At 37.1% G+C, this 24,183-nt stretch carries 18 protein-coding genes; 12 read left to right on the forward strand and 6 right to left on the reverse strand.

The window, feature by feature from the left end; all coding sequences use genetic code 11:
- Positions 1–149 precede the first annotated feature (149 nt).
- From ODR02_RS14920 to ODR02_RS14945, 6 genes are all read left to right on the forward strand, one after another.
- The gene (locus tag ODR02_RS14920) at positions 150–542 is read left to right on the forward strand and encodes a DUF3060 domain-containing protein (RefSeq protein ID WP_209787857.1); all 393 of its coding nucleotides are present in this window, start codon (positions 150–152) and stop codon (positions 540–542) included.
- 137 nt (positions 543–679) lie between these two features.
- Positions 680–1,087: an HYC_CC_PP family protein gene (locus ODR02_RS14925; protein ID WP_309512669.1), complete on the forward strand. Its 408-nt coding sequence runs from the start codon at positions 680–682 to the stop codon at positions 1,085–1,087.
- A gap of 70 nt (positions 1,088–1,157) precedes the next feature.
- Entirely contained in the window at positions 1,158–2,555 is a 1,398-nt protein-coding gene (locus tag ODR02_RS14930; RefSeq protein ID WP_209787854.1) for a TolC family protein, read from the forward strand.
- 2 nt (positions 2,556–2,557) lie between these two features.
- Complete coding sequence (locus ODR02_RS14935; RefSeq protein ID WP_309512670.1) at positions 2,558–5,710, forward strand: efflux RND transporter permease subunit; 3,153 nt, start codon at positions 2,558–2,560, stop codon at positions 5,708–5,710.
- 12 nt (positions 5,711–5,722) lie between these two features.
- Positions 5,723–6,805 carry an efflux RND transporter periplasmic adaptor subunit gene (locus ODR02_RS14940; protein WP_209787851.1) on the forward strand — a complete coding sequence of 361 codons (1,083 nt, stop codon included), beginning with the start codon at positions 5,723–5,725 and terminating at the stop codon, positions 6,803–6,805.
- Positions 6,806–6,813: 8 nt separating this feature from the next.
- Positions 6,814–7,245 (forward strand): hypothetical protein, encoded by a 432-nt coding sequence (locus ODR02_RS14945; RefSeq protein ID WP_209787849.1) that lies wholly within the window; start codon positions 6,814–6,816, stop codon positions 7,243–7,245.
- A 141-nt stretch (positions 7,246–7,386) separates the two neighbouring features.
- On the opposite strand, the gene ODR02_RS14950 is transcribed toward ODR02_RS14945, so the two are convergent.
- Together ODR02_RS14950 and ODR02_RS14955 are read right to left on the reverse strand one after the other, a co-directional pair.
- The gene (locus ODR02_RS14950) at positions 7,387–7,635 is read right to left on the reverse strand and encodes a NifU family protein (RefSeq protein WP_002977212.1); all 249 of its coding nucleotides are present in this window, start codon (positions 7,633–7,635) and stop codon (positions 7,387–7,389) included.
- Positions 7,636–7,681: 46 nt separating this feature from the next.
- Positions 7,682–8,788, reverse strand: a complete 1,107-nt coding sequence (locus tag ODR02_RS14955) for an Mrp/NBP35 family ATP-binding protein (RefSeq protein WP_209787847.1) — start codon at positions 8,786–8,788, stop codon at positions 7,682–7,684.
- A gap of 151 nt (positions 8,789–8,939) precedes the next feature.
- Here ODR02_RS14955 and ODR02_RS14960 point away from each other — a divergent pair, with 151 nt between their 5' ends.
- Positions 8,940–9,395 (forward strand): hypothetical protein, encoded by a 456-nt coding sequence (locus ODR02_RS14960; protein WP_309512671.1) that lies wholly within the window; start codon positions 8,940–8,942, stop codon positions 9,393–9,395.
- Positions 9,396–9,528: 133 nt separating this feature from the next.
- Here ODR02_RS14960 and ODR02_RS14965 read toward each other — a convergent pair whose 3' ends face one another.
- Positions 9,529–11,871 carry a TonB-dependent receptor gene (locus ODR02_RS14965; RefSeq protein ID WP_309512672.1) on the reverse strand — a complete coding sequence of 781 codons (2,343 nt, stop codon included), beginning with the start codon at positions 11,869–11,871 and terminating at the stop codon, positions 9,529–9,531.
- 93 nt (positions 11,872–11,964) lie between these two features.
- Between ODR02_RS14965 and ODR02_RS14970 the strand changes: the two genes are divergently transcribed.
- Positions 11,965–14,766 (forward strand): GH92 family glycosyl hydrolase, encoded by a 2,802-nt coding sequence (locus tag ODR02_RS14970; protein ID WP_309512673.1) that lies wholly within the window; start codon positions 11,965–11,967, stop codon positions 14,764–14,766.
- 196 nt (positions 14,767–14,962) lie between these two features.
- Here ODR02_RS14970 and ODR02_RS14975 read toward each other — a convergent pair whose 3' ends face one another.
- Positions 14,963–15,685, reverse strand: coding sequence for a phytanoyl-CoA dioxygenase family protein (locus ODR02_RS14975; protein WP_309512674.1), 723 nt, complete (start codon positions 15,683–15,685; stop codon positions 14,963–14,965).
- Positions 15,686–15,691: 6 nt separating this feature from the next.
- Positions 15,692–16,942, reverse strand: a complete 1,251-nt coding sequence (locus ODR02_RS14980) for a dicarboxylate/amino acid:cation symporter (RefSeq protein WP_110367164.1) — start codon at positions 16,940–16,942, stop codon at positions 15,692–15,694.
- A gap of 220 nt (positions 16,943–17,162) precedes the next feature.
- Here ODR02_RS14980 and ODR02_RS14985 point away from each other — a divergent pair, with 220 nt between their 5' ends.
- The 4 genes from ODR02_RS14985 (at position 17,163) to ODR02_RS15000 (ending at position 23,049) form a co-directional block, all read left to right on the forward strand.
- Positions 17,163–17,654 (forward strand): BON domain-containing protein, encoded by a 492-nt coding sequence (locus tag ODR02_RS14985; RefSeq protein WP_079242881.1) that lies wholly within the window; start codon positions 17,163–17,165, stop codon positions 17,652–17,654.
- 6 nt (positions 17,655–17,660) lie between these two features.
- Positions 17,661–18,080, forward strand: coding sequence for an SH3 domain-containing protein (locus tag ODR02_RS14990; protein WP_209787834.1), 420 nt, complete (start codon positions 17,661–17,663; stop codon positions 18,078–18,080).
- A 94-nt stretch (positions 18,081–18,174) separates the two neighbouring features.
- Entirely contained in the window at positions 18,175–20,928 is a 2,754-nt protein-coding gene (locus ODR02_RS14995) for a TonB-dependent receptor (protein ID WP_209787832.1), read from the forward strand.
- Positions 20,929–21,189: 261 nt separating this feature from the next.
- Positions 21,190–23,049: a CocE/NonD family hydrolase gene (locus tag ODR02_RS15000; protein ID WP_309512675.1), complete on the forward strand. Its 1,860-nt coding sequence runs from the start codon at positions 21,190–21,192 to the stop codon at positions 23,047–23,049.
- A 162-nt stretch (positions 23,050–23,211) separates the two neighbouring features.
- On the opposite strand, the gene ODR02_RS15005 is transcribed toward ODR02_RS15000, so the two are convergent.
- Complete coding sequence (locus tag ODR02_RS15005; protein WP_309512795.1) at positions 23,212–23,820, reverse strand: alpha-ketoglutarate-dependent dioxygenase AlkB family protein; 609 nt, start codon at positions 23,818–23,820, stop codon at positions 23,212–23,214.
- Positions 23,821–24,183: the final 363 nt, after the last annotated feature.

The following is a 24,183-nucleotide window of genomic DNA, read 5'->3' on the forward strand; positions in this document are numbered from 1 at the left end:
TTGTTGTTGATAAAATGACATCAGCCCTATTTCTTAAATCATTGAAAAAACAGTGTCTTAAAAGCTTTATATTTAAGATGATTTAACTTTTAAAATACCTGAAAAAATCATTTTATTTCTATATTTACTCCAATCAAAATCCAATCACAATGAAAAATATTAAAACAGCAGGAATTCTGGCTATCCTTTTACTCGGGACAGGAACAGCTTTTTCACAATCCAGGAAAACAGAATCTGCAAAAGGTGTAGAAAAAACGGACAATAAGAAGATTGTACATGTAGAAGGTGTAGGCCACCAACTCAATTATTCTCTCAACGGAGGAGTTGCTGAAGTAGAAGGTGGTGACAATACGGTAACGATCAAAGGAAGTGCAAAAAAGATTGCAGTTTCGGGAACGGGTAACAAAGTATATATTGATAAAGTGGATAAAGTTTCCATAGAAGGAGGTAATAACACAGTATACTACCGAACTTCAGGAACAAAATCAGGAAAACCTGATGTTTCTATTACAGGAGTGGGGAATAGAGTGGTAAAACAATAAAACATAAAAAAATGACTTAGATTGCATCTAGGTCATTTTTTATTAAGCTTCAACAACGCTTTTTCCTTTAAAATATAAACTTCCTCCATAATTCTATAACACTGCGGCAGATATTCACTTTAATTTTATCCCGCGAAATGAAAAAAGTCTTTCACATACTGTTTCTCCTCCTATACATCGTGGTTTCCTCAGGGTTTACAACCAGCAGGCATGTATGTAAAGGAAATTCAAGTGAGATCCATGTAGGACTGAAAAAACTTTCTGATCTGGATTGCTCCAAATGTAAAGCCAATAAACAGAAAAACCATAGTGGATGCTGTAAACTGGAAGTCAAAAAGATCTGTAAGGAAGACAATCTTCCGCATTCTTACAAAAATTCTCCGGTTAAGTTTTTATCAGCTTCCATTCCGTATTATACTTTAGGAACTGTATTTGAGCAGGCATCAGTTCTTGATCCTGAAAACCATACGTTCTATTTTGATCCTTCAAAATACCATCTCAATTATCCTTCCCTTTTCATCCTTCATTGCGTTTATAGAATTTAGAATAGATTGAATTATACGATAATCCCGATCGGGACAATTATTTTTCAATTTTTAATTCTAAATATATCCTATGAATTTATCATTCAGAGCACTCATCTTATGGCTGGGCTGCCCTGCCCTATCCTTTGCCCAAATTACGGGTTTAGAGGAAGTATTACTAAGGGCCGAAAAAAATTACCAGTCTATCAAAAAAAAGGAAATCAATATACAGGCGTCACATGAAAGGCTTAAACTTCAAAAGACGTATTATCTTCCGGAAGTTACAGTGATGGCTCAGCAAAACTTTGGAACCATCAACGCCCAAAATGGTCCGATGTACAGTCAAGGTGGCCTTGGAGCAGCCTCTACCTCTATGCCATTGGCAGAACAAAACTGGAATGCAGCATTCGGAAGTTTATATCTGGCCAACATCAACTGGAATGTCTATACTTTCGGAAAACTTAAATCCAAAGAAAATGTAGAAACAGCTGACATAGAACTTCAGAAAGCAGATCTGAATCAAGAGATTTTTCAGCATCAGATCAAAACAGCTGCAGTTTATTTCAATCTTTTGGTAAGCCAGCGCCTTGAAAATGTACAGCATGAAAATCACAAACGCTCCGAAGTTATCTATACCATTGCCAAAGCAAGAGCAGAAAGCGGTCTCATTCCTGAAGTAGATGCTTCCCTGGCAAAAGCAGAAATGTCCAGTGCACAGACTGCAATCATCAATGCCAACGATCATGTACTGGAATACAATAAAAAACTATCAGATCTCCTGGCAGAGAACTTTACAGAATATCAACTGGATCATTATTTCAGCAAAAGTATTCCTTCCTTTGTTCAGGAAAACTCATCTCTTGAAACTCATCCTAATATTCTTCTTATTAACGGACACCTTAATAAAAGTAAAAAACAGGAGGCTTATTTAACGACAACCGGACTTCCTTCTCTTTCTCTTTTTGGCGTATTTCAGGGACGTGGTTCCGGTTTCGGATGGAATTATGTTCAGGATAATTCTGCTTTTTCACAATCTTATTTAAAGGGAATCGGAGTAGACAGAATGAACTATGTGGTGGGTTTTAACCTCAGCTGGAATCTTACAGATTTTTACAGAAACCAATCCCGAGTGAATGAGCAGAAACTGATGACAAAAGCATTGGATTTTGACTATCAGCAGCTGCAACAGGAACTTAATAATCAACAAAGTCTTTCTGAACTGCAGTATAAAAATGCATTGGTAAAAGTAGCAGAAGCCAAAATTCAGATGGAAGCGGCAACGGAAGCCTTTCATCAGCAGAAAGCATTGTATGAAAATGGGTTGACAACCATTGTAGACTTCACGCAGGCTTTGTATCTTCTGAATCGGGCTGAAATCAATTATGAGATTGCCCAAAACAATTCCTGGCAGGCCATTGTACTCATTGCTGCTTCCCATGGAGATATTTCACTGATTACAAAAGCAATTACCCACTCACCAAAAATTTAAACATGAATCTTATAAAGTTTGCATTACGCAGACCGATATCTGTAATGGTATTGGTATTGGGTCTGCTGTTTTTTGGAATCAAAGCAGCAAAAGATGTTAAAGTAGATATTCTTCCGGATATGAATCTTCCTGTAGTCTATGTTGCCCATTCTTTCAATGGGTATACACCACAGCAGATGGAAGGATATTTTACTAAAATGTATGTGAATATGCTTTTGTTTACCAACGGAATCAAAAGTATTGAATCTAAAAACACTCAGGGACTTACCCTGATGAAAGTGAATTTCTACGAAGGAACCAACATGGGAGAAGCCATTGCACAGATTAATGCTCTTTCCACCCGCTCACAGGTATTTTTACCTCCCGGAGCACCGCCTCCGTTTATTATCCGGTTTGATTCTTCTTCACAGCCTGTAGGACAATTGGTTTTCCGCAGCAATACAAAAACCAATAACGAGCTTCAGGATATTGCTAATTTCAATGCACGTCCTTTTCTGATCGCTATTCCGGGGCTGACGACTGCTCCACCATTCGGAGGAAGCCCACGTACCATAGAAATAAATGTAGATCCTGTAAAACTCCGGGCTCATCATATGTCTCCGGAACAGGTAGTGGAAGCTATAAGCCGTAATAATATTACTTCTCCATCCGGAAATGTGTATATCGGTGAAACCAATTACCTCACACCTACCAATAATACGGTAAAAAAAGTGGAGGAGCTTGGAGATATTCCGCTTTTCAAAGGCACAGCAGACAATGTATATATCCGGGATGTAGCAACGGTAAAAGACGGAGCAGATATTGCCACCGGATATGCATTAATAGACGGCAAGCGTTCGGTTTACATCAATATCGCTAAAGCCAGCAATGCGTCTACCCTGGAAGTAGTTAATAAACTAAAAAAAGCATTACCTAAAATTCAAAGAAATATGCCGGATGATGTCCAGATTTCCTATGAATTTGATCAGTCTGTTTATATTTCAAATGCTTTAAAAAGTCTGGCTGTTGAAGGAATTCTTGGAGCTTTACTTACTGGTCTTATGGTGATGTTGTTCCTCAATGACCGCAGAGCTGCTCTTATTGTTATCATGACTATTCCTATTTCTATTATTTCCGGGGTATTATTCCTGAAATTATTCGGACAATCCATTAATATCATGTCTTTATCAGGACTCGCACTGGCAATTGGAATTCTGGTAGATGAAAGCACGGTGACTATTGAAAATATACATCAGCATTTTGCCATGGGTAAAACGCGTGCACAAGCCATATGGGATGCCTGCCAGGAGATTGCCTTTCCTAAATTATTGATTATGCTTTGTATTCTGGCAGTATTCGCGCCAGCCTTTATGATGAATGGTATTCCGGGATCATTGTTTATGCCTCTGGCTATGGCAATCGGTTTTTCTATGATTGTTTCTTTTGTTCTGTCACAGACTTTTGTTCCGGTAATGGCCAACTGGATGATAAAACATGAGCCTAAAACCTGTGAAATTCATAAACCTAACTGGTTTACCCATTTCCGTGACCGCTTCACTGGATTTTTATCTTCATTGATGAAACGTAAGAAGATGATGGTGAGTCTAAGTCTGGCATTCGTGTTATGTCTTGGTGCAGGGCTGTATCAGATCACAGGAAAAGATGTATTGCCTGCTGTTAATTCACGACAGTTTCAGGTTCGTATAAAAGCTGCGGAAGGAACTCGTATTGAAGTTACAGAAATAAAAGTCAAAAAGTTTCTGGACCACCTGAAAGTAAAGGTAGGAAAAGACAATATTGCCATTTCTTCAGTCTTTATCGGACAACATCCTTCCACCTTTGCAGTGAGTCCTATCTATCTGTACAATGCAGGGCCGCATGAGGCTTTGATGCAGGTTGCATTAAAAAAATTCGATGGTAATTCGGATGAACTTAAAGATGAGCTCCGCAAATATTATAAAGAGAAAATGCCGGATCTCCAAATCTCTTTTGAGCCTATTGAACTGACAGAGAAAATTTTGAGTCAGGGCACCAATACTCCAATAGAAATTAGGGTTTCAGGTATGATGAAAAAAATGAATCGTATGTATGCAGAAAAGCTTTTAACTAAGCTGAAAGAAATTGAATATATGCGTGACCAGCAGATTCCTCAATCGATGAGCTATCCTGCCCTTCAGATCAATATAGACAGAACACGGGCTGCCCAATTGGGACTGGATGCTCAGGATATTGCAAAATCATTGGTAACAGCCACCGCTTCTACCCGATATACCAATAAAAATTTCTGGGTAGGAGGAATGATGGGAATCGCCTATGATGTACAGGTTCAGACTCCTCAAAATATTCTGAACAGCAAAGAGGAACTTTCCAGCCTTCCATTATCTAAAAATTCTGACAGACCTGTTCTAGGAGATGTAGCTACAATTACTCCTTCAAAAGAATTGGGTGAAAGCTATAACCTGGGAACGATGGGCTATACTACAGTTACAGCCAATATTCACAAAACCGATCTGGAGAAGGCTTCTAAAGACGTGAAAAAAGCAATTGAATCACTAGGAGAACTTCCCAAAGGAGTCAATATTGAAGTTTCAGGAATGTCACCGGTATTGGAAGAAACGATGAACAGTCTTTCTTCAGGATTGCTTATTGCTGCGGCAGTTATTTTCCTGATGCTTGCAGCAACTTTTCAGTCTTTCAGAGTGTCTCTGGTTATTCTTACTACCGTTCCGTTCGTTGTTGTAGGATCTTTAGCCTTATTAAAAATTACAGGCTCAACCTTAAACCTGCAATCGTATATGGGACTTATTATGTCTGTCGGAGTGTCTATTGCCAATGCTGTTTTATTGATCAGTAATGCAGAGACGATCAGAAAATCGACGGGTAATGCTTCCGAAGCAGGTATTGAAGCTGCCAGACTGCGTATTCGTCCTATTATTATGACCACACTGGCCATGGCGGCCGGAATGCTTCCTATGGCTATCGGTTTTGGCGAAGGCGGAGATCAGGTATCTCCACTCGGCCGGGCAGTTATCGGAGGACTTATTTTCTCTACATTTTCTGTACTGGTTATCCTTCCGCTAGTTTTTGGATGGATTCAAAACAACGCAAGCATTATTTCTCCTTCATTAGATCCTGAAGATGAGGAAAGCATTCACTATTCTAATACCCACCCATAATTTTTACATTCAATGAAAAATATTTTATATACAGCCGCAATCTTAAGTTTTCTCGTTATCCAGGTTTCCTGTAATCAGGAAAAAGAGACTCCCAAACCGGAAACTAAACCTATGATGATGAACAGTATGGAAACTGTAATTATTAAGAAAAGCAATCCTAAAGTTGACCTGAAACTTCCTGGTGAACTCGTTCCGGATCAGGAGACGGCATTATTTGCCAAGGTTCAAAGCTATGTTAAGAAAATCAATGTTGATATTGGCTCTTACGTAAATGCCGGACAGGTTCTGATGATTCTTGAAGCTCCGGAAATACAATCACAGGCTGCCAGTGCAAAAGCAAAATGGGAGGCACAGGAAGCCATATACACTTCAACAAAATCGAGCTATGAAAGAATGTACAGAGCAAATGAAACGAGAGGAGCTATTGCAAAAGACGCACTCGATCAGATTACTGCAAGAAAATTATCTGATCAGGCACAGCTTAACGCTGCAAAGTCGGCATACCACGAATTGCAGGATATCAACCGCTATCTGATTATCCGTGCTCCTTTCAGCGGGGTCATTACGGAAAGAAATGTAGATTTAGGAGCTTATGTAGGACCCATGGGTGGAACTCCACTTTTGGTAGTGCAGAATACTTCAAAGCTTCGGCTCAGTTTATCCGTTCCTGAAGCCAATGTTCCTTACCTCAGTGTAGGAGATACTGTTTCATTCAGGGTCAATGCTCTTCCTGAAAAGAGTTTTAAAGCAAGGATATCCAGAAAATCAGGTTCTTTAGACCTAAAACTGCGTTCGGAAAAAATAGAAGCCGATTTTATCAATCATTCTAAAGAATTAAAACCTTTCATGATTGCTGAATCCACGATCCCTTTACAGAATACTGAGGCTACATTTTTTATTCCCCGATCTGCTTTGGTGGAAAGCAATATGGGAATTTATATCATTAAAAAAGAAAATGGAAAAGCCAGATTTGTCCCTGTAAAAAAAGGAAGAATACTGAATGATACCATTGAAGTCTTCGGCGATCTGTCAGAAGGTGACGCTATTATTAAGAAGGGAAATGAAGAGATTTTAGAAGGAAGTTTAATCAAATAATATCAACAATGACAATAGTAATCAGAAACGCATTCATGATTATTTTCAGTGCTGTTGCGCTATCTGCATGCACTCAGGAAAAATCTAAGAAAGTTAATGCGGAGCAGCCAACAATGGCTCAACAAATGAAGCCGGAAACTTCCGGAAAGTTTGCAAAAGGGGACAGAGTTCCCAATGAAACGGTATGTATGGTTAATAATGCCTACATGGGTAAAAAACAAATAGAGGTTCCTCATGCCGGAAAAATGTATTACGGCTGCTGTGAAATGTGTGTAGAAAGGATTCCCAAGGATAAAACAGCCAGAGAAGCCATAGATCCGTTCAGTGGAAAAACAATAGACAAAGCGGATGCCTATATTGTTATGATCAGTGACGAAGGTGAAGTAGCTTATTTTGAAAATGAAGAGAACTATAAGAGATTTTTAGCACAGCATTCATAGTTATATTTTCCTGATTATTGTTTTTAATAATCAGAACCCTCGCAGGCTTACAATCTGCGGGGGTTTGTTATTATCATTTCTTTCAACAAAAAAAGACAGGCTTTAAAAAACCTGTCTTTTAAAAATATCTCAGATATAATTTTACTCTACGTTGATTACCTTTTCGATTTCCGGAGCATGTTGCTTGATGGTATTTTCAACGCCTAGCTTTAAGGTTGAAAAATTCAATGAGCACCCGGAACAGTTACCTAAAAGTTTCACAAACACCTGATTATCTTTCACATCAATAAGCTCAATATCACCACCGTCTTTATTCAAAAACGGTCTGATGCTTTCCAGAGCTTCCATTACTCTTGTTACTGTATCTTCGTGCGTTATGTTTGTTTCCATATTTTTCAGTTCAATTTGGTACTTTCAAGTATATTGAAAGCTATTATTATTTTGCTTTTGGTGAACATCCAGCCATTGTTGAAATCTTCACGGCTTCGGTAGGAGGAAGACTTTTATTCCTTTCCACTAAGCTTTCTACCATTTTTCTGGCAGTTTCTGTATAGATATCTGCAATTTTAGATCCATCCTGAAGCGCTGCCGGTCTCCCTACATCTCCTGCTTCTCTGATGCTTTGGATCAACGGAATCTCTCCCAATACAGGAATTCCAAGATCTTCAGCTAAATATTGTGCTCCCTGGTTCCCAAAGATATAATATTTATTGTCAGGAAGTTCTTCCGGTGTAAAATATGCCATATTTTCGATCAATCCCAGAACCGGAATATTGATGCTTTCCATCTGGAACATGGCAATTCCTTTTCTTACGTCTGCCAATGCAACATGCTGAGGTGTACTTACAATCACCGCACCAGTTACCGGTACTTCCTGAATAATTGACAAGTGAATATCACCTGTTCCCGGAGGAAGATCGATTAATAAGAAATCCAGTTCTCCCCATGCAGCATCTCTGATCATCTGGTTCAAAGCTTTTGAAGCCATAGGACCTCTCCATACTACAGCCTGGTTAGCTCCTGAGAAATATCCTATTGAAAGCATTTTCACGCCATAATTCTCAACAGGTTTCATCATACTCTTTCCATTTACTTCTACAGAAATAGGTTTTTCACCTTCTGTATCAAACATGGTAGGAACTGAAGGACCATAGATATCAGCATCTAATAATCCTACTTTAAAGCCCATTTTAGCTAGTGTTACTGCCATATTTGCAGAAACTGTAGATTTCCCAACCCCTCCTTTACCGGAAGCAATAGCGATAATATTTTGAATTCCCGGAATTTGTTTTCCTTTGATCTGACTTTGCTGAATTTCACTAGGCTCCGGAGAAACGATTTTAAGTTTTAAATGAACCTCTTCTCCAAACTCACTGGCAAAAGCCTGTTTCATTGCTGCCTCCAGTTTTTTCTTTTCGTGCATTGCAGGCGAATGAGCGGTCATGTCAATATAAACATCGTTACCCATAATCTGAAGATTATTCACCAAATCGTCTACTTCTATTTCTTTAAGGAAATCCTGAACCTTTTCTTTCGTCAACATATAAATATAAATTGTTTACAAATTTACGCATTTTTTCGGTAATTTAGAATCAATAAAATCTATAATATCAGGTGATAAATCAGATCGTTAAAAATTTCTTATTTCTGTTTTTTTATCCTGACAATACACCGAAGCCCAGAAAACAATTGATATGAAAACAACTTCTTATCCTTCTAAATATGCACAGCCAAAAGGAATTTTCACTGTCGGAAAAACAAAATTCAAATGGTATAATCTGGCAAATGACCCCACACAAGTTTCTTCAAAGGACATTGAGCATGCCCGGAAGTGTATAGAAAATGCTGAAGAAAACTTTAAAAATATTCATGATCTGGGATTCGTTATCATGCACCGCTGCGGAGATCATTATCTTCTGTTAGTGTGTACGTGGCGAAGTGAAAACGAATTATGGGAAAGCGTATACTATGACGGTTCCGGAAAATTTGAAATATGGGACAGGAACAAAACCCACCTTCCGACTTACTGTGTTTGGGAAATGGGTATTGTATATCATGAATCTCAGTCCTGGAAAAAATTTCTTGGTTCCGGACGGGAAGAAAAAGACAAAGAGGAATATCTCAATGATTTCTTTGAGGGAGAAGTTTAAATATTTTGCTCTGTCATTAACTATGTCGGATCTTCGATTTCTGACGAAGGAAGAATCTCATAAAAAGAAGAGATTCTTCATTCCACTTCGTTTTATTCAGAATGACGTGCATCAAATAATTTAAAGTAGATAATCAATTAGCCCTGTTTTTTTCATCAAATTTCACATTACGGTCAGTTCCTTTTACTTTTTTATTTCCAAAAGTATAGGTTGCAGATACAGTAAGTCTTCGGGCATCGTAATAATTATTGAAAGAATGAGTTCCTGTAGTATAATAAATCTGTCCTAAACTTTTTGACTCTTTAAAAATATCAGAAACCAACACATTAATCTGTAAATTTTTCTCCATGAAATTCATCTTCATTCCGGCAGTCAAGTTCCCCAGATACTCCCAATGTATCATTCCAAAATTGGAAGGCAGACGAAACCAGTAATTAAGAATAAACTGAATGGTTTTATTTTTATCGAGTGACAGATTGTTCTGAAGATTGAAATCATAGCCCAGCCCCTTTCTGGAAGCAACATCTGTAGCAAAAACCTGTGTCTTCATATAAGAAAGATCTGCAGAATAATTGGCTTCCCATTTCTTGAAAAATGTATCAGAATAGTTCAGGGTAATTCCCATACTGTTTTGAGTATAAAAATTGGCAAAAGTACTGATCCTGTTTTCTCCATCAAGATTCATAATCTGTCCAAAACCGTCTAATGTTCTCTGAAAGTACGTTGAAGCAGATAATTTTCCTTTATACACATAAGAGAATTCAAAATTATGGTTGAAAGAAGGCTTCAGAAAAGGATTTCCGGTAAAATAAGAATTGATATTGTTATACCATCGGTATGGATTGATCGCACGGAATCCGGGTCTTTCGATTCTTTTGGAATAACTCAGGTTGAAAGTATGATTTTCATTGCTTTTATAACTGATATAAGCCGTTGGAAAAAATTTCCCGTAGGAATTTTCGGTCTGCTGTCCGGAAGTTAAAGAGTTTCCGTTGACCACAGAATATTCATAGCGTAAACCTGCTTTTGCCGACCATTTTTCACTGAATGATTTTTCAAAACTGATATAAGTGGCATAATTTTTCTCGTTATACTCAAACTCATTGCTTTTCAATGGATCTGTGATATAGTGCCCATTCGTCAAGTTCTGATAAAATATACTGGAATTATTATCAAAATTGGTGAATTTCACCCCAGCTTCTGTCTTTGCAAACTGATAAGGTAATATAAGATCCGCCTGCCCGGAATAAATTGTATAATCCACCATAGAAGGTGATTTTACAACAAATTGATCACCCGAACTCTCTGTAGTGGTAAAATCAATAGTTGTTTCCGGCGTATTGGAAAAATAATTTCCTGTGATACTCAGTTTGTGATCCTGCTTCCCGAATTTCAGGTCATAATAAGCGCTGGCAGTATGTTGTCTTCCCGTGGCTCTGTGCTCTGCATCGGTAAGGAGTGTATTCGTATAATTACCATTCTGGAAATAGTTTGAAGTATTCCTGATATCCATATTGGAATGCCCGAATCCGAAATCATAAATAAATCCGATATTTGATTTTCCTCCCAACTGATAATCAAGACTTACATTTGCACCAAGCCCATCTCCGAAATCTCTTCTGTTGTCATTGCTTTTAAGACCGTCTGCTCCTTCTATCCAATAATTTTCATAGGAATGTTTTTCATTTTTATTTTGTCTTAGTTTTATTGAAGTACGTAGTTTTTCATTCTGATAATTTATCGTTATGCTGTTTGAATTTCCGGTATAGGTCTGTTGCTGAAGGCTGGAGGTTAAACTTCCACTCCACCCGAAATTCTGGTTTTTCTTTAAAACAATATTGATTAAACCACTGTTTCCCTGTGCTTCATATTTGGCTGGAGGCGCTGTAATGACTTCAATTTTTTCAATATTTTCGGATCTGAGACTTTTCAGATAAACAACCAGTTCAGCATCTGACAAATTCAGAATTCTGTCGTTAATCATTACTGCTACTCTACTCTTCCCAACAATGGAAACTCCTGAGTTATCATCTACTTTTACCAGAGGAGTTGTCGCCAGTGCATCAGCTCCATCCATTCCCTGTGAAGCAACAGAATTGGAAACATTAAAAACAAGTCTGTCTGCTTTTCTCTCAATCAGTTTTTTTCTGGCAGTAAGCGTAACGCCTTCTAGTTGTTTTTCTTTTCTTCTTTCAACAAAAAAATCCTGTTTCACTGCTCCGTTTATAACAATATCTTTATTGGATATTTCTATACCATCCTGGATAAGTTTAATATTATAGTTCCCGTTTTCTGAAAGCTTCAGTGAGTAATTTCCTTTTTCGTCTGAAATAGCGGTCTGCTTCTTCTGATCCTTTATTGCAATAACTTCTACGTCAGGAACACCATTTCCGGGTTGGGTAATCTTCCCTGCTATACTTTGGGCGAATACAGCTATGGGCGACAGCATGATCACAGCAAATAATGTCTTCTTCATGAATTATATCGTTTTTAATAAGACAAACCGTAATTATCTTTTATTACATCACTTTTACTGTTTTTCAATATCTTCGCTTCATAAAATCAGAACATGAAAAAAGGGCTTATTGCATTTTCCATATGTATTACTCAGATCATTTCGGCACAGAATTATTCACAATATGTCAATCCATTTATAGGAACCGGAGGCCATGGCCACACTTTTCCGGGGGCCATTGTTCCTTTTGGAATGGTACAGCTTTCTCCGGATACAAGAATTGACGGAAGCTGGGACGGATGCAGCGGATATCATTATTCGGATTCCGTGATCTATGGTTTTTCTCATACCCACCTGAACGGCACCGGAGTTTCGGATTATGGAGATATTATGCTCATGCCCACCATGGGAAATCCAAGTCTGAACAGCAAAGATTATTCTTCAAAATTTTCTCATAAAAATGAAAGGGCAACCGCAGGATTCTATGCTGTCAAATTAGACAAAAACAATATTGATGTTCGTCTTACCACTACCAAAAGAGTGGGCTACCACGAATATACTTTCAACAATGCAGGGAATGCGAATATTATTTTAGACCTCAACCATAGAGACAAACTTCTGGAAGGCGAAGTAAAAATCATTGATGACAAAACCATTGAAGTATTCAGAAGAAGTGAAGCCTGGGCAACCAACCAATATATTTATGCCAGAATTGAGTTTTCAAAACCAATGAAAATTTCAAAAAAAGAGGCCAACGGAAAACAGGAAAACAATCTTTTTACCGGAACAAAGCTTGCGTTGGCATTTTCCACCAGTGTTAAAAAAGGAGAAAAGATTAATGTAAAAGTATCCCTTTCTCCCACAGGTTATGAAGGTGCAGGAAAAAACATGTTGGCAGAAGGACAACCGAAGGATTTTGAACTCGTAAAAAAACAGGCAGAAGCTGATTGGAACAAAGAACTTTCAAAAATTGAAGTAAAGTCTGATGATAAAGACAAATTAGCCGTTTTTTATACCGCTTTGTATCATGTTTTCACCCAACCCAACATCAATATGGATGTTGACGGAAAATACCGGGGCAGAGATAATAAGCTTTATAACACCAGTGGTTTTGATTATTATACCGTATTCTCACTTTGGGATACCTTCAGAGGAGCTCATCCGCTAATGACTTTAATTGACAGAAAAAGAACCGCAGATTTCATCAATACCTTCATCAAACAATACGAACAGGGAGGAAAACTTCCGGTGTGGGAACTGGCTTCCAATGAAACGGAATGTATGATTGGTTATCACTCTGTTTCTGTCATTGCAGATGCTATGGCTAAAGGAATTCAGGGGTTTGATTATGAAAAAGCTTTTCAGGCTGCCAAAGGTTCTGCCATCCAGGATATTTTTGGATTGAATGCTTACAAACAGAATAATTATATCAGTATAGATGATGAGCATGAAAGTGTTTCCAAAACCGTAGAATATGCCTATGACGACTGGTGTATTGCTCAAATGGCAAAGATTTTAGGCAAAAAAGAAGAGTATCAGGAGTTCATGAAACGTTCTCAAAACTGGAAAAATCTTTACAATCCTAAAACAGGTTTCATGCAGCCAAGAAAGAATGGAAACTGGTATGAACCTTTTGATCCAAGAGAAGTCAACAACAATTATACAGAAGGGAATTCGTGGCATTATTCTTATTCCGTACAGCAGGATATTCCGGGACTGATTGCCGCTCACGGCGGAAAAGAAAAATTCGAGCAGTTCATTGATGCCATCTTTACCGCTCCTGATAAAACAACAGGTAGAGAACAGGTAGACATTACAGGATTAATGGGACAGTATGCTCAGGGAAATGAACCGAGCCATCATATTGCTTACCTGTATAATTTCGTAGACAAACCTGAAAAAACAGATGCCAAAATCAAATACATTCTTGATCATTTTTATAAAAATACACCTGACGGATTGATTGGAAATGAAGACTGCGGCCAGATGAGTGCCTGGTATATCCTAAGTTCTATGGGAATTTATTCTGTAACTCCAGGATTACCGGAATGGGAAACTACCACTCCTTATTTTGATGAAATTAAAATTCATCTTGAAGATGGAACCTCAAGAACCATTACTAAAAATACAGGCAGAGCTGAACTTAAAAAATTAGGGTTTGAAAACGTAAAACCGACTAAAGATTTTAAATATACTGAACAAACAGCCTCTCCGGTAATTGCTGCGGACAGAATCTTTGATTTTTCTACCAAGGTGGAAATCAACCCATTGAATCCGAATGACAAAGTATATTACATGACGATGGATGAAAGTGACAGCAACAAAAGAAAGACTTTCAGTACTTACAAAGGTCCATTCTCCATCACCAAAACCACTCAGGTAATGGCTTATGCTGAAAGAAACGGTGAAAAAAGTTCTGTTACCACCGCCAGCTTCAACAGAAGACCTAATTATTGGGATATTAATATTCTGTCAAAAGTTACTCCGCAGTATAGTGCTACCGGAAACCTGGCTCTTATTGATGGAATCAGAGGGGATGTCAATTGGAGAAAAGGAGAATGGCATGGATATCAGGGGCAGAATTTTGAAACAATTATTGATTTCAAATCTCCTCAACATATTAAATCATTATCTTCCACCTATCTTCAGGACAGCAGAGCCTGGATTCTGATGCCTAAAAAAGTAGAATACTATGCTTCTATGAACGGGAAAGATTTTATTCTTCTAAAAACCGTTGAGAATGACATTGATGCTAAAGATGAGAAGGTACAGGTCAAAGATTTTTCTACAGAAATTCTTCCTACTGAAGCCAGATACCTCAAAGTAAAAGCTTACTATTTCGGAAAACTTCCGGAATGGCACCAGGGCGCTGGAGGTGATGCTTATATTTTTATTGATGAGATTGGTATAAAGTAAGGAAGATGGAAGAGTGAAGATGGAAGTTTCTATTTGACGAATTACTTCTTGAAGTCGTTTGTTAGAGAATTTGATTTTCAAAAATTTAATAAATAGATTAATATTAGTACTTAGGCTTTCAGAAACTTCCTTCTTCCAGCATCCATCTTCCGGCAATAAAAACCGCCCTTCGAAAATATTCGAAGGGCGGTTTTTATCAATTCATTCTTTCCGACCATTGCAGAACTTCCGGAAGTTCCATATCAGAAAATTCGATGTGGATCACTCTCCTTTTCTTTCCGTTGGTTGTTCGGTTGGAACCATGAAGTGTTAAAGGTTTCATGATCATAATTCCTCCTTTTTCAACGTTGCAGATTTCTTCTGTTTCAATGGTCCAGTCGATGGTTTCCGGTCTGTAAATACCTTTTGCATGAGATTTTGGAACTACTTTCAGCGCTCCGTTATTTTCATCGGTATCATCCAGATGGATTCTGATGGTATAAATATTTTCCAACACAGCCAGTGGAGGCTGTACCGCAAACTGATTTTGTTTGGTTGTCCATGGACCGAAGTTAGCTAACTCTAGCTTTTTATCTACAGAAATAGTCAGATCCTGATGATAGGCTACATACCAGTTGGAGGTTTCAGGTTTATCAAAATAAATACTTTTTACCACAAAATATTTTTCTCCGAAGATCTTCTTCACCACTTTCTGAATATTGTCATTCAAAACAAGGTCTTTGATTTCCGGAACTTCTTTTAAAAACTGTCTTATGGCAAAGAGGTCTTCAGACTTTCTGAAATTTTCCTTGGAAGTGTCTATATTTTTCAGAACAAGATTGATATCCTCTAACTCTTTCTGTGAAAACACGTTATTGATAACAGCAAAGCCATATTCTTCAATATGGCTTTTATGATTTTCTAAGTTATTTAAACTCATTGATATTTAAATTTTGTCTAACGGCTCAGTCAATTGCCCTTCCCATTTAGAAACTGCTGTAGTTGCCAGTGTATTTCCTAATACGTTGGTCATACTTCTACCCATATCACAGAAATGGTCAATTGGTAGAATTAAAGCAATTCCTTCCGGCGGGATACCGAACATTGAACATGTTGCCACAATAATTACAAGAGACGCTCTCGGAACCCCAGCGATTCCTTTTGACGTAAGCATTAATACCAAAAGCATCGTGATCTGCTGTCCAAGAGTCATTTCAATTCCGTAGATCTGTGCAATAAAGATTGAAGCAAATGTCATATACATCATACTTCCATCCAGGTTGAATGAATATCCTAATGGCAAAATAAAAGACACTACTCTGCTGTTACACCCGAATTTTTCAAGTTCTTCAACCAATTTCGGGAATACAGCTTCTGAACTTGTAGTAGAGAAAGCAATCAGCAATGGCTCCTTAATTCTTTTTAAAAGATCAAAAAGACGGTTTCCTAAGATGAAATATCCCACTAACAAAAGTACCAGCCAAAGAACGGCTATGGCAAAGAAGAAGTCTCTTAAATAAATAGCATATACTTTAAAGATTTCAAAACCATTGGTGGCCACTACCGCAGCAATAGCTCCCAGTACTCCAAGCGGAGCAAACCACATGATATATCCCACCATTTTAAGAATAGCATGAGCAATGATATCAAAAAGCTTTACTACAGGTTTAGCATATTCTTCTCCTAAATTAGCAAGGGCAACTCCAAACATCACAGCAAATACAACGATCTGCAGTACTTCATTGGTAGCAAAGGCTTCAAATAAACTTTTAGGAATCATATGCTTTACAAAGTCTTCCATAGAAAAACTTTTGCTGCTTTTAAGAAGTTCATCCGCAGAAGCAACATCCTGAATTGGCAATTTTGTAACATGCCCAGGTTCAAGCCAGTTAACAAGAATCAACCCAATGAAAAGGGAAATCAGAGAAGCGGAAATAAACCAAAGCATTGCTTTTGTTCCTACTCTTCCGATCATTTTGATATCACTCATTTTGGCAATTCCCACTACTAATGTCGTAAAAACCAATGGAGCAATAATCATCTGTACCAATCTGATAAAAACCGTTCCCAACAGTTTTATATTCTTGGAAAAAGGTTCTGCACTATCCGGATAGCTTACGTGTACAATACCTCCAATTCCTACTCCCAGAAGAAGAGCAATGATAATTGCTATAAAAAGTTTATTCTGTCCTTTCATATATATAGTTCAATTTGCGCAAATATAATGGTTTTTCAATTGACAGTAGATTTTCTTCTATCAGGATGAATTTTAGATTAAGTTTTTAATCCCTGAAAATTAAATCCCTGGTTTAGAAAATATTGTAAAAAAATTAAGAAACATTTATTGAATTTTTATTCTTTTGGTACAAATTTTATTATTACATTTGAGTGTATAACAACATTAATAAATATACAATATGAAAAAAACTATTGCAATGGCTGCATTAGCTGTAGCTGTATCTTTCGGTGCTATTTCTTGTAAAAAGAAAGTTTCTGATGCCGACCTTCAGACTCAGGCTACAACTATAGTAACTTCTAATCCCAATGCTTCTGTTGAAGTAAAAGAAGGTGTAGCTCACTTAAGCGGTACTTTCGCAGATCAACAGTCTAAAGACGCAATGATTGCAAAATTAAAAGCGATCAGCGGAGTTAAAGATGTAATGGATATGTCTACTATAGCAGCGGCTCCTACCCCTGCAGCACCTGTTGAAACAGCATCTGCTGTAGATCCTGCTGTTCAGAAAAAAGTTCAGGATGCGGTGAAGGATTTCCCTTCTGTAAAAGTAGAAGTTGTAAACGGGCAGCTTACTCTTACAGGAAATGTTTCCGGCTTACAGGCTAGAAAAATCAAAGAATCTGTAGATGCTTTGAAAATCGGAAAGTATAACAACAACCTAATCGTAAAATAATTTAAAATGGGCGAATTACAAGATAAATATTCAAGCGTAGTTTCAGCGGCACAGTCTGCAGGGATCTCAAATCTTCAGGTTCAGGAGCAGGACGGAATTCTTTATGTTTCCGGAAATGCTTCCAATACTGCGGCTAAAGATGCTGTATGGAATGCTCTGGGAGCTATTGATTCTACTTATTCTGCTTCAGATATCAATATTGATGTACAGGTTGCAGGTCTTTCTTCAGGAGCTTCTTTAACGGTAGCAACGGAAGAATCTAATCTTAACATCAGACAGGAGCCTTCTACTGAAGCTGCCGTTGTAGGTAAAGCTGCAAAAGGTTCTTCTGTGACTCTTATTGAGCAGACTTCTGATGACTGGTGGAAAGTAAAAACTGCTGACGGTCAGGAAGGGTATGCTTATTCAAGATATTTAAGAGCATAATTTTTATTAAAAAGTAATAAATTTTTATAAAAAAAGCATAGAGACATCCCAACTTTGGGATGTTTTTATATTTTTACGGCTCTGAAAAGAACTAATGAAGAAAACTCTGTTGCTATTGACTTTGATGTTCACAGTCATTATCCTGCACGGTCAAAAACTACACATTGACGGAAAAATATTCGATTCTGAAAAGAAGCCGATAGAAAACTCCACCGTCTATCTTTTGAAAGAAAAAGATTCATCCATCATCAATTATACGGCAACCAATAAAGAAGGGAAATTCTCTCTGAAAATTGATGAAATAAAAGAACCTTCCATTCTTAAAATTGATGCCGATAAATTATCTTCTTACTCCAAAAAATTTGAGAAAATAGATCGGGCATTGTCTCTGGGAGAAATTCAGCTTGAAAAACAAGGCATCATTACTGACATTGATGAGGTGAAAATTACAGTATCTCCTGTAAAAATTAAGAAAGACACCATTGAATTCAATGCAGCCGCTATCAAAGTAAGGCCTGACAGTAAAATTGAAGAACTTCTGAAGCAGATTCCCGGTGTGGAGGTCAGCAATGAGGGAAAAATTACAGTCAATGGAAAAGAGGTGGATCAGATCATGATTAATGGAAAACCTTTCTTTGATAAAGATGGTAAAATTGCCCTCCAGAACTTACCTGCAGATATCATTAAGAATATTCAGTTTACCACCACCAAGACAAAAGAGGAAGAACTTAGCGGAAAAACAGCCAAATCACGGAATACCACAATCAACTTTAATATTGACGAAAAGAAAAATAAAGGATTACTGACGAGACTTACCGTAGGATATGGATCAGACAAGCGGTATGAAGCAAGCGGATTGGCCAGTTATTTCAAAGGAGATATGAAAGTGAGTATTCTTGGCTCTTCCAATAATATCAATTCACAGGGATTTTCCAAAGATGATGTCTTTGACAGTATGGGTGACGGGAGGAATTCCTGGACGGGAGGAGGATCTGTTTCTTCATCAGGAAATAATCAGGGAGGTGGTGCAAAAGGAATTCAAAGGTCTACCACCATAGGCTTAAATTACAGTGATAAACTGGGAAAAGATGCTGATCTGGATTCTTTCAGCCTGATGCACACCGATTCTAATACAGAAACAAAATCCAAAGTTTCAAGATCTACTCTTCTGCCCACTTATACTCTTCAGACCAATTCTGAAAGTAATGGAGAAAATGAATCCAAACAATATAGTTTTGATACCTCAGCCAAAATTACACTGGATTCCCTGACAAGTATCTATCTTTCTCCAAGATTTTCCAGGAACAGCAGCTTTAGTTCTAATAATTCACGGTCATCTACTTTAAATAACGGCAGCCTTCTGAATGAAAGTAATGCTTATTCAAACAATAATTCAGAAAATAATTCATTTAATCCTTACCTTTATTTCTCAAGAAAGTTCAAGAAAAAAGGACGTGTGATTTCTGCCAATATAAACAGTTCCATCTCCGAATCTAAAAGAGATAACCTGAACCAGTCTCAGAATACCTTCTATCAACCCAATGGAACAACAGTGGACAACAGGGACCAGTTGGCTAACAACAAAAATCAGAACAGCAGTTTTAATTTCACTGCCGGATATACAGAACCTGTTTCTGATTCAGCAAGGGTAAGTTTTGAAGTAAAATATGAAAACAGATCTGTCAGAGATTTGAGAAATGTAAACGATTTTGATAATACTACAGGAGATTATACTAAATTCAATCAGCTTTTATCCAACAATATGAAACAGAGAATCAATCAGATCTCTCCTGAATTCACTTACCAGCTGAGTAAAAAGAAACTGAATTTCTGGGCTTCCATGAACCTTGACATCTCTGATATGAAAGTAAATTCTATCTACAACGGACAGCAATATGATCTGCAGAAAAATTTTGTTTTACCTGGATATAATGTCAATCTTTACTATCAGTTGAGTGAAGGGAAAACCTTGAACATTTACAACTATTCCAACTTCACCATCCCCACCGCAGAACAGCTGACTCCGTATAAAGATGAATCAAACCCCTTGATTACCTATCAGGGAAACCCTAACTTAAAAAATACCTGGACCAACAATCTTTATCTGTATTTCAATAATTATAATAAAGTGAAAGAGTTAAGCTACTATTTCAATATTGGTTTTACATACAGAAATAATGATATCATCAATTTTTCCAAGTATGATAATGCAGGAAAACAGGTGATCACTTATGACAACATAAGCGGAAATAAAAGCATCAATGCCGGCGGAGGTTTCAGTAAAGTATTGAAATGGAAGAATAATAAACTTATTATCAATCCAAGATTTACCATGAATTATGCTTACAATAACGGTTTTATTGATGGACAATCTTTCACCAGCAATTCTTATAATCTAAACCCAGGCCTTAATCTTACCTATGAAATTAAAGATAAAATGACCATCAAACCTTCTTACAGACTTGGATACAGCTTCTCAAATTATACCAATTATGATATTAATACAGTAAATACAGCCAATCAGTCATTAAAACTGGAACTTACCAATTATATGCTTCAGGGCAGATTTGTATTTGGAAATGATTTTGAATACAATACCAATTCCAATATTGCTCCGGGCTTTAAAAAAGATTTCTATTTCTGGAATACCAGTCTTGGATATTCATTCTATAAGAAGCAGTTTACAGCGAAAGTGAAGATCTATGATGTTTTAAATCAGAATCAAAGTGTGAGAAGAACAATCACAGACTCTTACTTCGAAGACCGTGAAGACCTTATCCTGAAACGATACATCATGTTTTCCATCAGCATGAAACTGAATAAGTTTGCAGGTAAAAAAATGCAATAAAGCAACACCATACTTTTATATATATTTTCGATAATGGCCGGATCTTTCCGGCTATTTTGATGAATAACCTAACATTCAACCCCGAACACCATTACAAATGAAGACGTAATATTCCCATCCTCAGGAGGGGTGGCGAAAATTCAAAGAATTTTTGACGGGGTGGTTTACCATAATACTCATTCCAATAAATACCCATAACCTTTTAAACAAGATATACGGATAAACCTATTTTTATTTTTAAATTAGCAGCAAATTTTTTTTATGAAAATCCATATTTCAGTATTATGTATTCTTTTTTTCATTCTTGGAAAAGCTCAGAAAACGGAACAGAAAGATACTTTCGTTAAAGACAATTTCACCAAGAAAGAATTTTATATTCCAATGCGTGACGGAGTGAAACTTTTCACAGCAGTGTATATCCCGAAAGATATAACAAACAAAAATAAATATCCGTTTCTGATGCAGAGAACCTGCTACAGCATCGCCCCATACGGAGAGAGTGAATATAAAACAAAGGTGGGCCCTAACACTTACCTTATGAAAGACAAGTATATTTTCGTGTATCAGGATGTACGCGGAAGATATATGAGTGAAGGTACTTTTACCAATATGACTCCACAGGTAGAGCGTAAAACCAAAAAAGATGTTGACGAAAGTACAGATACATATGATACCATCGAATGGCTTTTGAAAAATGTTAAAGATAACAATGGTAAAGTAGGCCAGTTTGGAACATCATATCCTGGATTCTATACTGCTGTAGGAACCCTATCACAGCATCCTGCTTTAGTAGCTTCTTCACCACAGGCACCTATTTCAGATTTCTGGAATGATGATTTTCTTCACAACGGAAGATTTATGCTGGGGTACTTCAGAACATTCCCGGTTTTTGGTGTACAGAAAACACAGCCGGAAAAACAGGCATGGTATATGGATTCTTTCATCAAGCAGACTTCTGAAGACGGTCTGAAATTCTACAGAGATATGGGCACACTGAAAGATGCTTATGAAAAATATTACAAAAATAATTTCTTCATGACAGAAATTATGAACCATCCCAACTACGATGAATTCTGGCAGAAAAGAGGTCTTCTTCCTCATCTGAAGAATATCAGCCATGCTGTAATGACCGTTGGCGGATGGTTTGATGCAGAAGATCTTTCCGGTCCTCTGAATATTTATAAGACGATTGAAAAAACAAGTCCTAAAGCCAAAAATACAATTATAATGGGACCTTTCTCACATGGCGGATGGTCTCAGGAACAGGGAAAACATTTCCACAGTGAAACGTATTTTGGTGACAGCATTGCTACTTATTACCAGAAAAATATTGAAACAAAATTCTTCAACCATTATCTGAAAGGCAACACCAAAGAAGATGCGGGACTTCCTGAAGCACTCATGTATGACACCGGTGCTAAAGAATGGAAAGAATTTGCTTCTTATCCCCCTAAAAATGCACAGAAAGTGAATTTCTATCTGGCAGATAAAACCTTGAAAAAAGCTTCAGGGCAAGGCTATTCTGAATATTACAGTGATCCAAACAATCCTGTTTTAAGCTCAGATCATTTAAAAGATTTCAACGGCTTCACTCCTAAAAATTATATGTCGGAAGATCAGAGGTTTGCAGTAGGAAGACCTGATGTATTAACATTCACAACAGATGTTCTTACTGACGACATTACATTTGCCGGAGAGATCATGGCTAAACTGAATATTGCTTCTACGTCCACAGATGCAGATTTTGCTGTAAAACTGATTGACGTTTACCCTGAAGATTTCAAACCTGCAGAGAAGAAAGAAGGTGTTATCTATGGGAACTATCACCAGATGGTAAGAAGTGAGATTATGCCTGCAAGATTCAGAAATACAAAAGAAAAGGGAGAAGCGTTGATTCCTAATCAGAAAACAGCTGTTAATTTCAGGCTTCAGGATGTGGTTCATACTTTCAAAAAAGGACATAAAATCCAGATTCAGATCAGCAGTACATGGTTCCCGCTTTTCGCTATCAATCCGCAGAAATTTATGGATAATCCGAATTTTGCCAACAAAGAAGATTATACAAAATCATTTATTAAAGTATATGACGACAGCTCCATTGAAGCTGAAGTTTTAAAATAAATTGAAAAAGCTGTTCGTTTGAACAGCTTTTTTTTGTTTTTATGGCCAGTCGCAATCTGATTTAATTTTACGGATGATTAAGTTGTTCATCTCCCATCTGATCACACAGATTTTCACAGATGACAGGAGTAAAGGCAGTATGAATGACTATTCCAGATTTTTTTATTCCTCAATCGTTCTGAAAGTCAGATTTACTCTTGGCGTTTTCACTTTTGTGGTTGGAGGAAGCCTGTGCAGCCAGATGTCCTGAGTAGTTCCTTTCATAATTAATAAACTTCCGTTTTCCAGGAATATCTCTGCCTTTTCTTGGGTTGTTTTATGTTTGAATAAAAATTTTCTTTCCGCTCCAAAGGTGAGAGAGGCAATTGCTCCATGTTTTTTCAGATCCGTTTCACCATCGCTGTGATAAGCCATCCCTTCACTTCCGTCATGGTATAAATTGAGCAGACATGAATTGTAGGTTTCCCCTGAAACTTCTTCACACTTCTTTTTTAATTCTAATAATTCAGGAGTCCAGAATTTGGCATATTTTGTTCTTTTCGAATAGGTATATTCAAAAGCTTTTTCTCCAAACCAGGCTACTTTTCTTTTGGTTAAAATCAATTTTCCAAAGATTAATGCCTCATCGTTTTCCCATGGAATCTGATTGAGCAGATAATCATAATAAAAGGCAGATTGTTCTGTTGAAAAAATTTTTCCATAATAATGAACAGTGCCACCATGTGGAAGTATATTAAGTGGATAATCTGATATTTCTTCGAAGAGACTCATCATAGTTTTAGAATTAAATGCTTTATGTTGTAAAATGTACAATGTAAAATGTATTGATGTCTTTTATATTTAAACACAAATGGCACCAATGTTTTTCACAAATGACACGAGTTTTATATCAATAGGAACGGACTTTAGTCCGTTTAATAAAAAATGTTTCAACAAACCACTGGCTTTAGCCAAAACTTAAGGATCAATATTTTTCAACCGTAAAAGTCACAAAAGTTGTAATACAGTAAACCATTTAAGTAACAAGATTCATACATAAAAGTACACTAAAGTCTTCGAAAATCTTTGATTCTCTTTTTGTGAACTTTATAACAGATAATTTTTAATCTTATTACCCATCTCTCAAAATTCTTT

Source organism: Chryseobacterium sp. CFS2 (assembly GCF_036543225.1).
In the GTDB taxonomy this organism is placed as follows: Bacteria; Bacteroidota; Bacteroidia; order Flavobacteriales; family Weeksellaceae; genus Chryseobacterium; species Chryseobacterium culicis_A.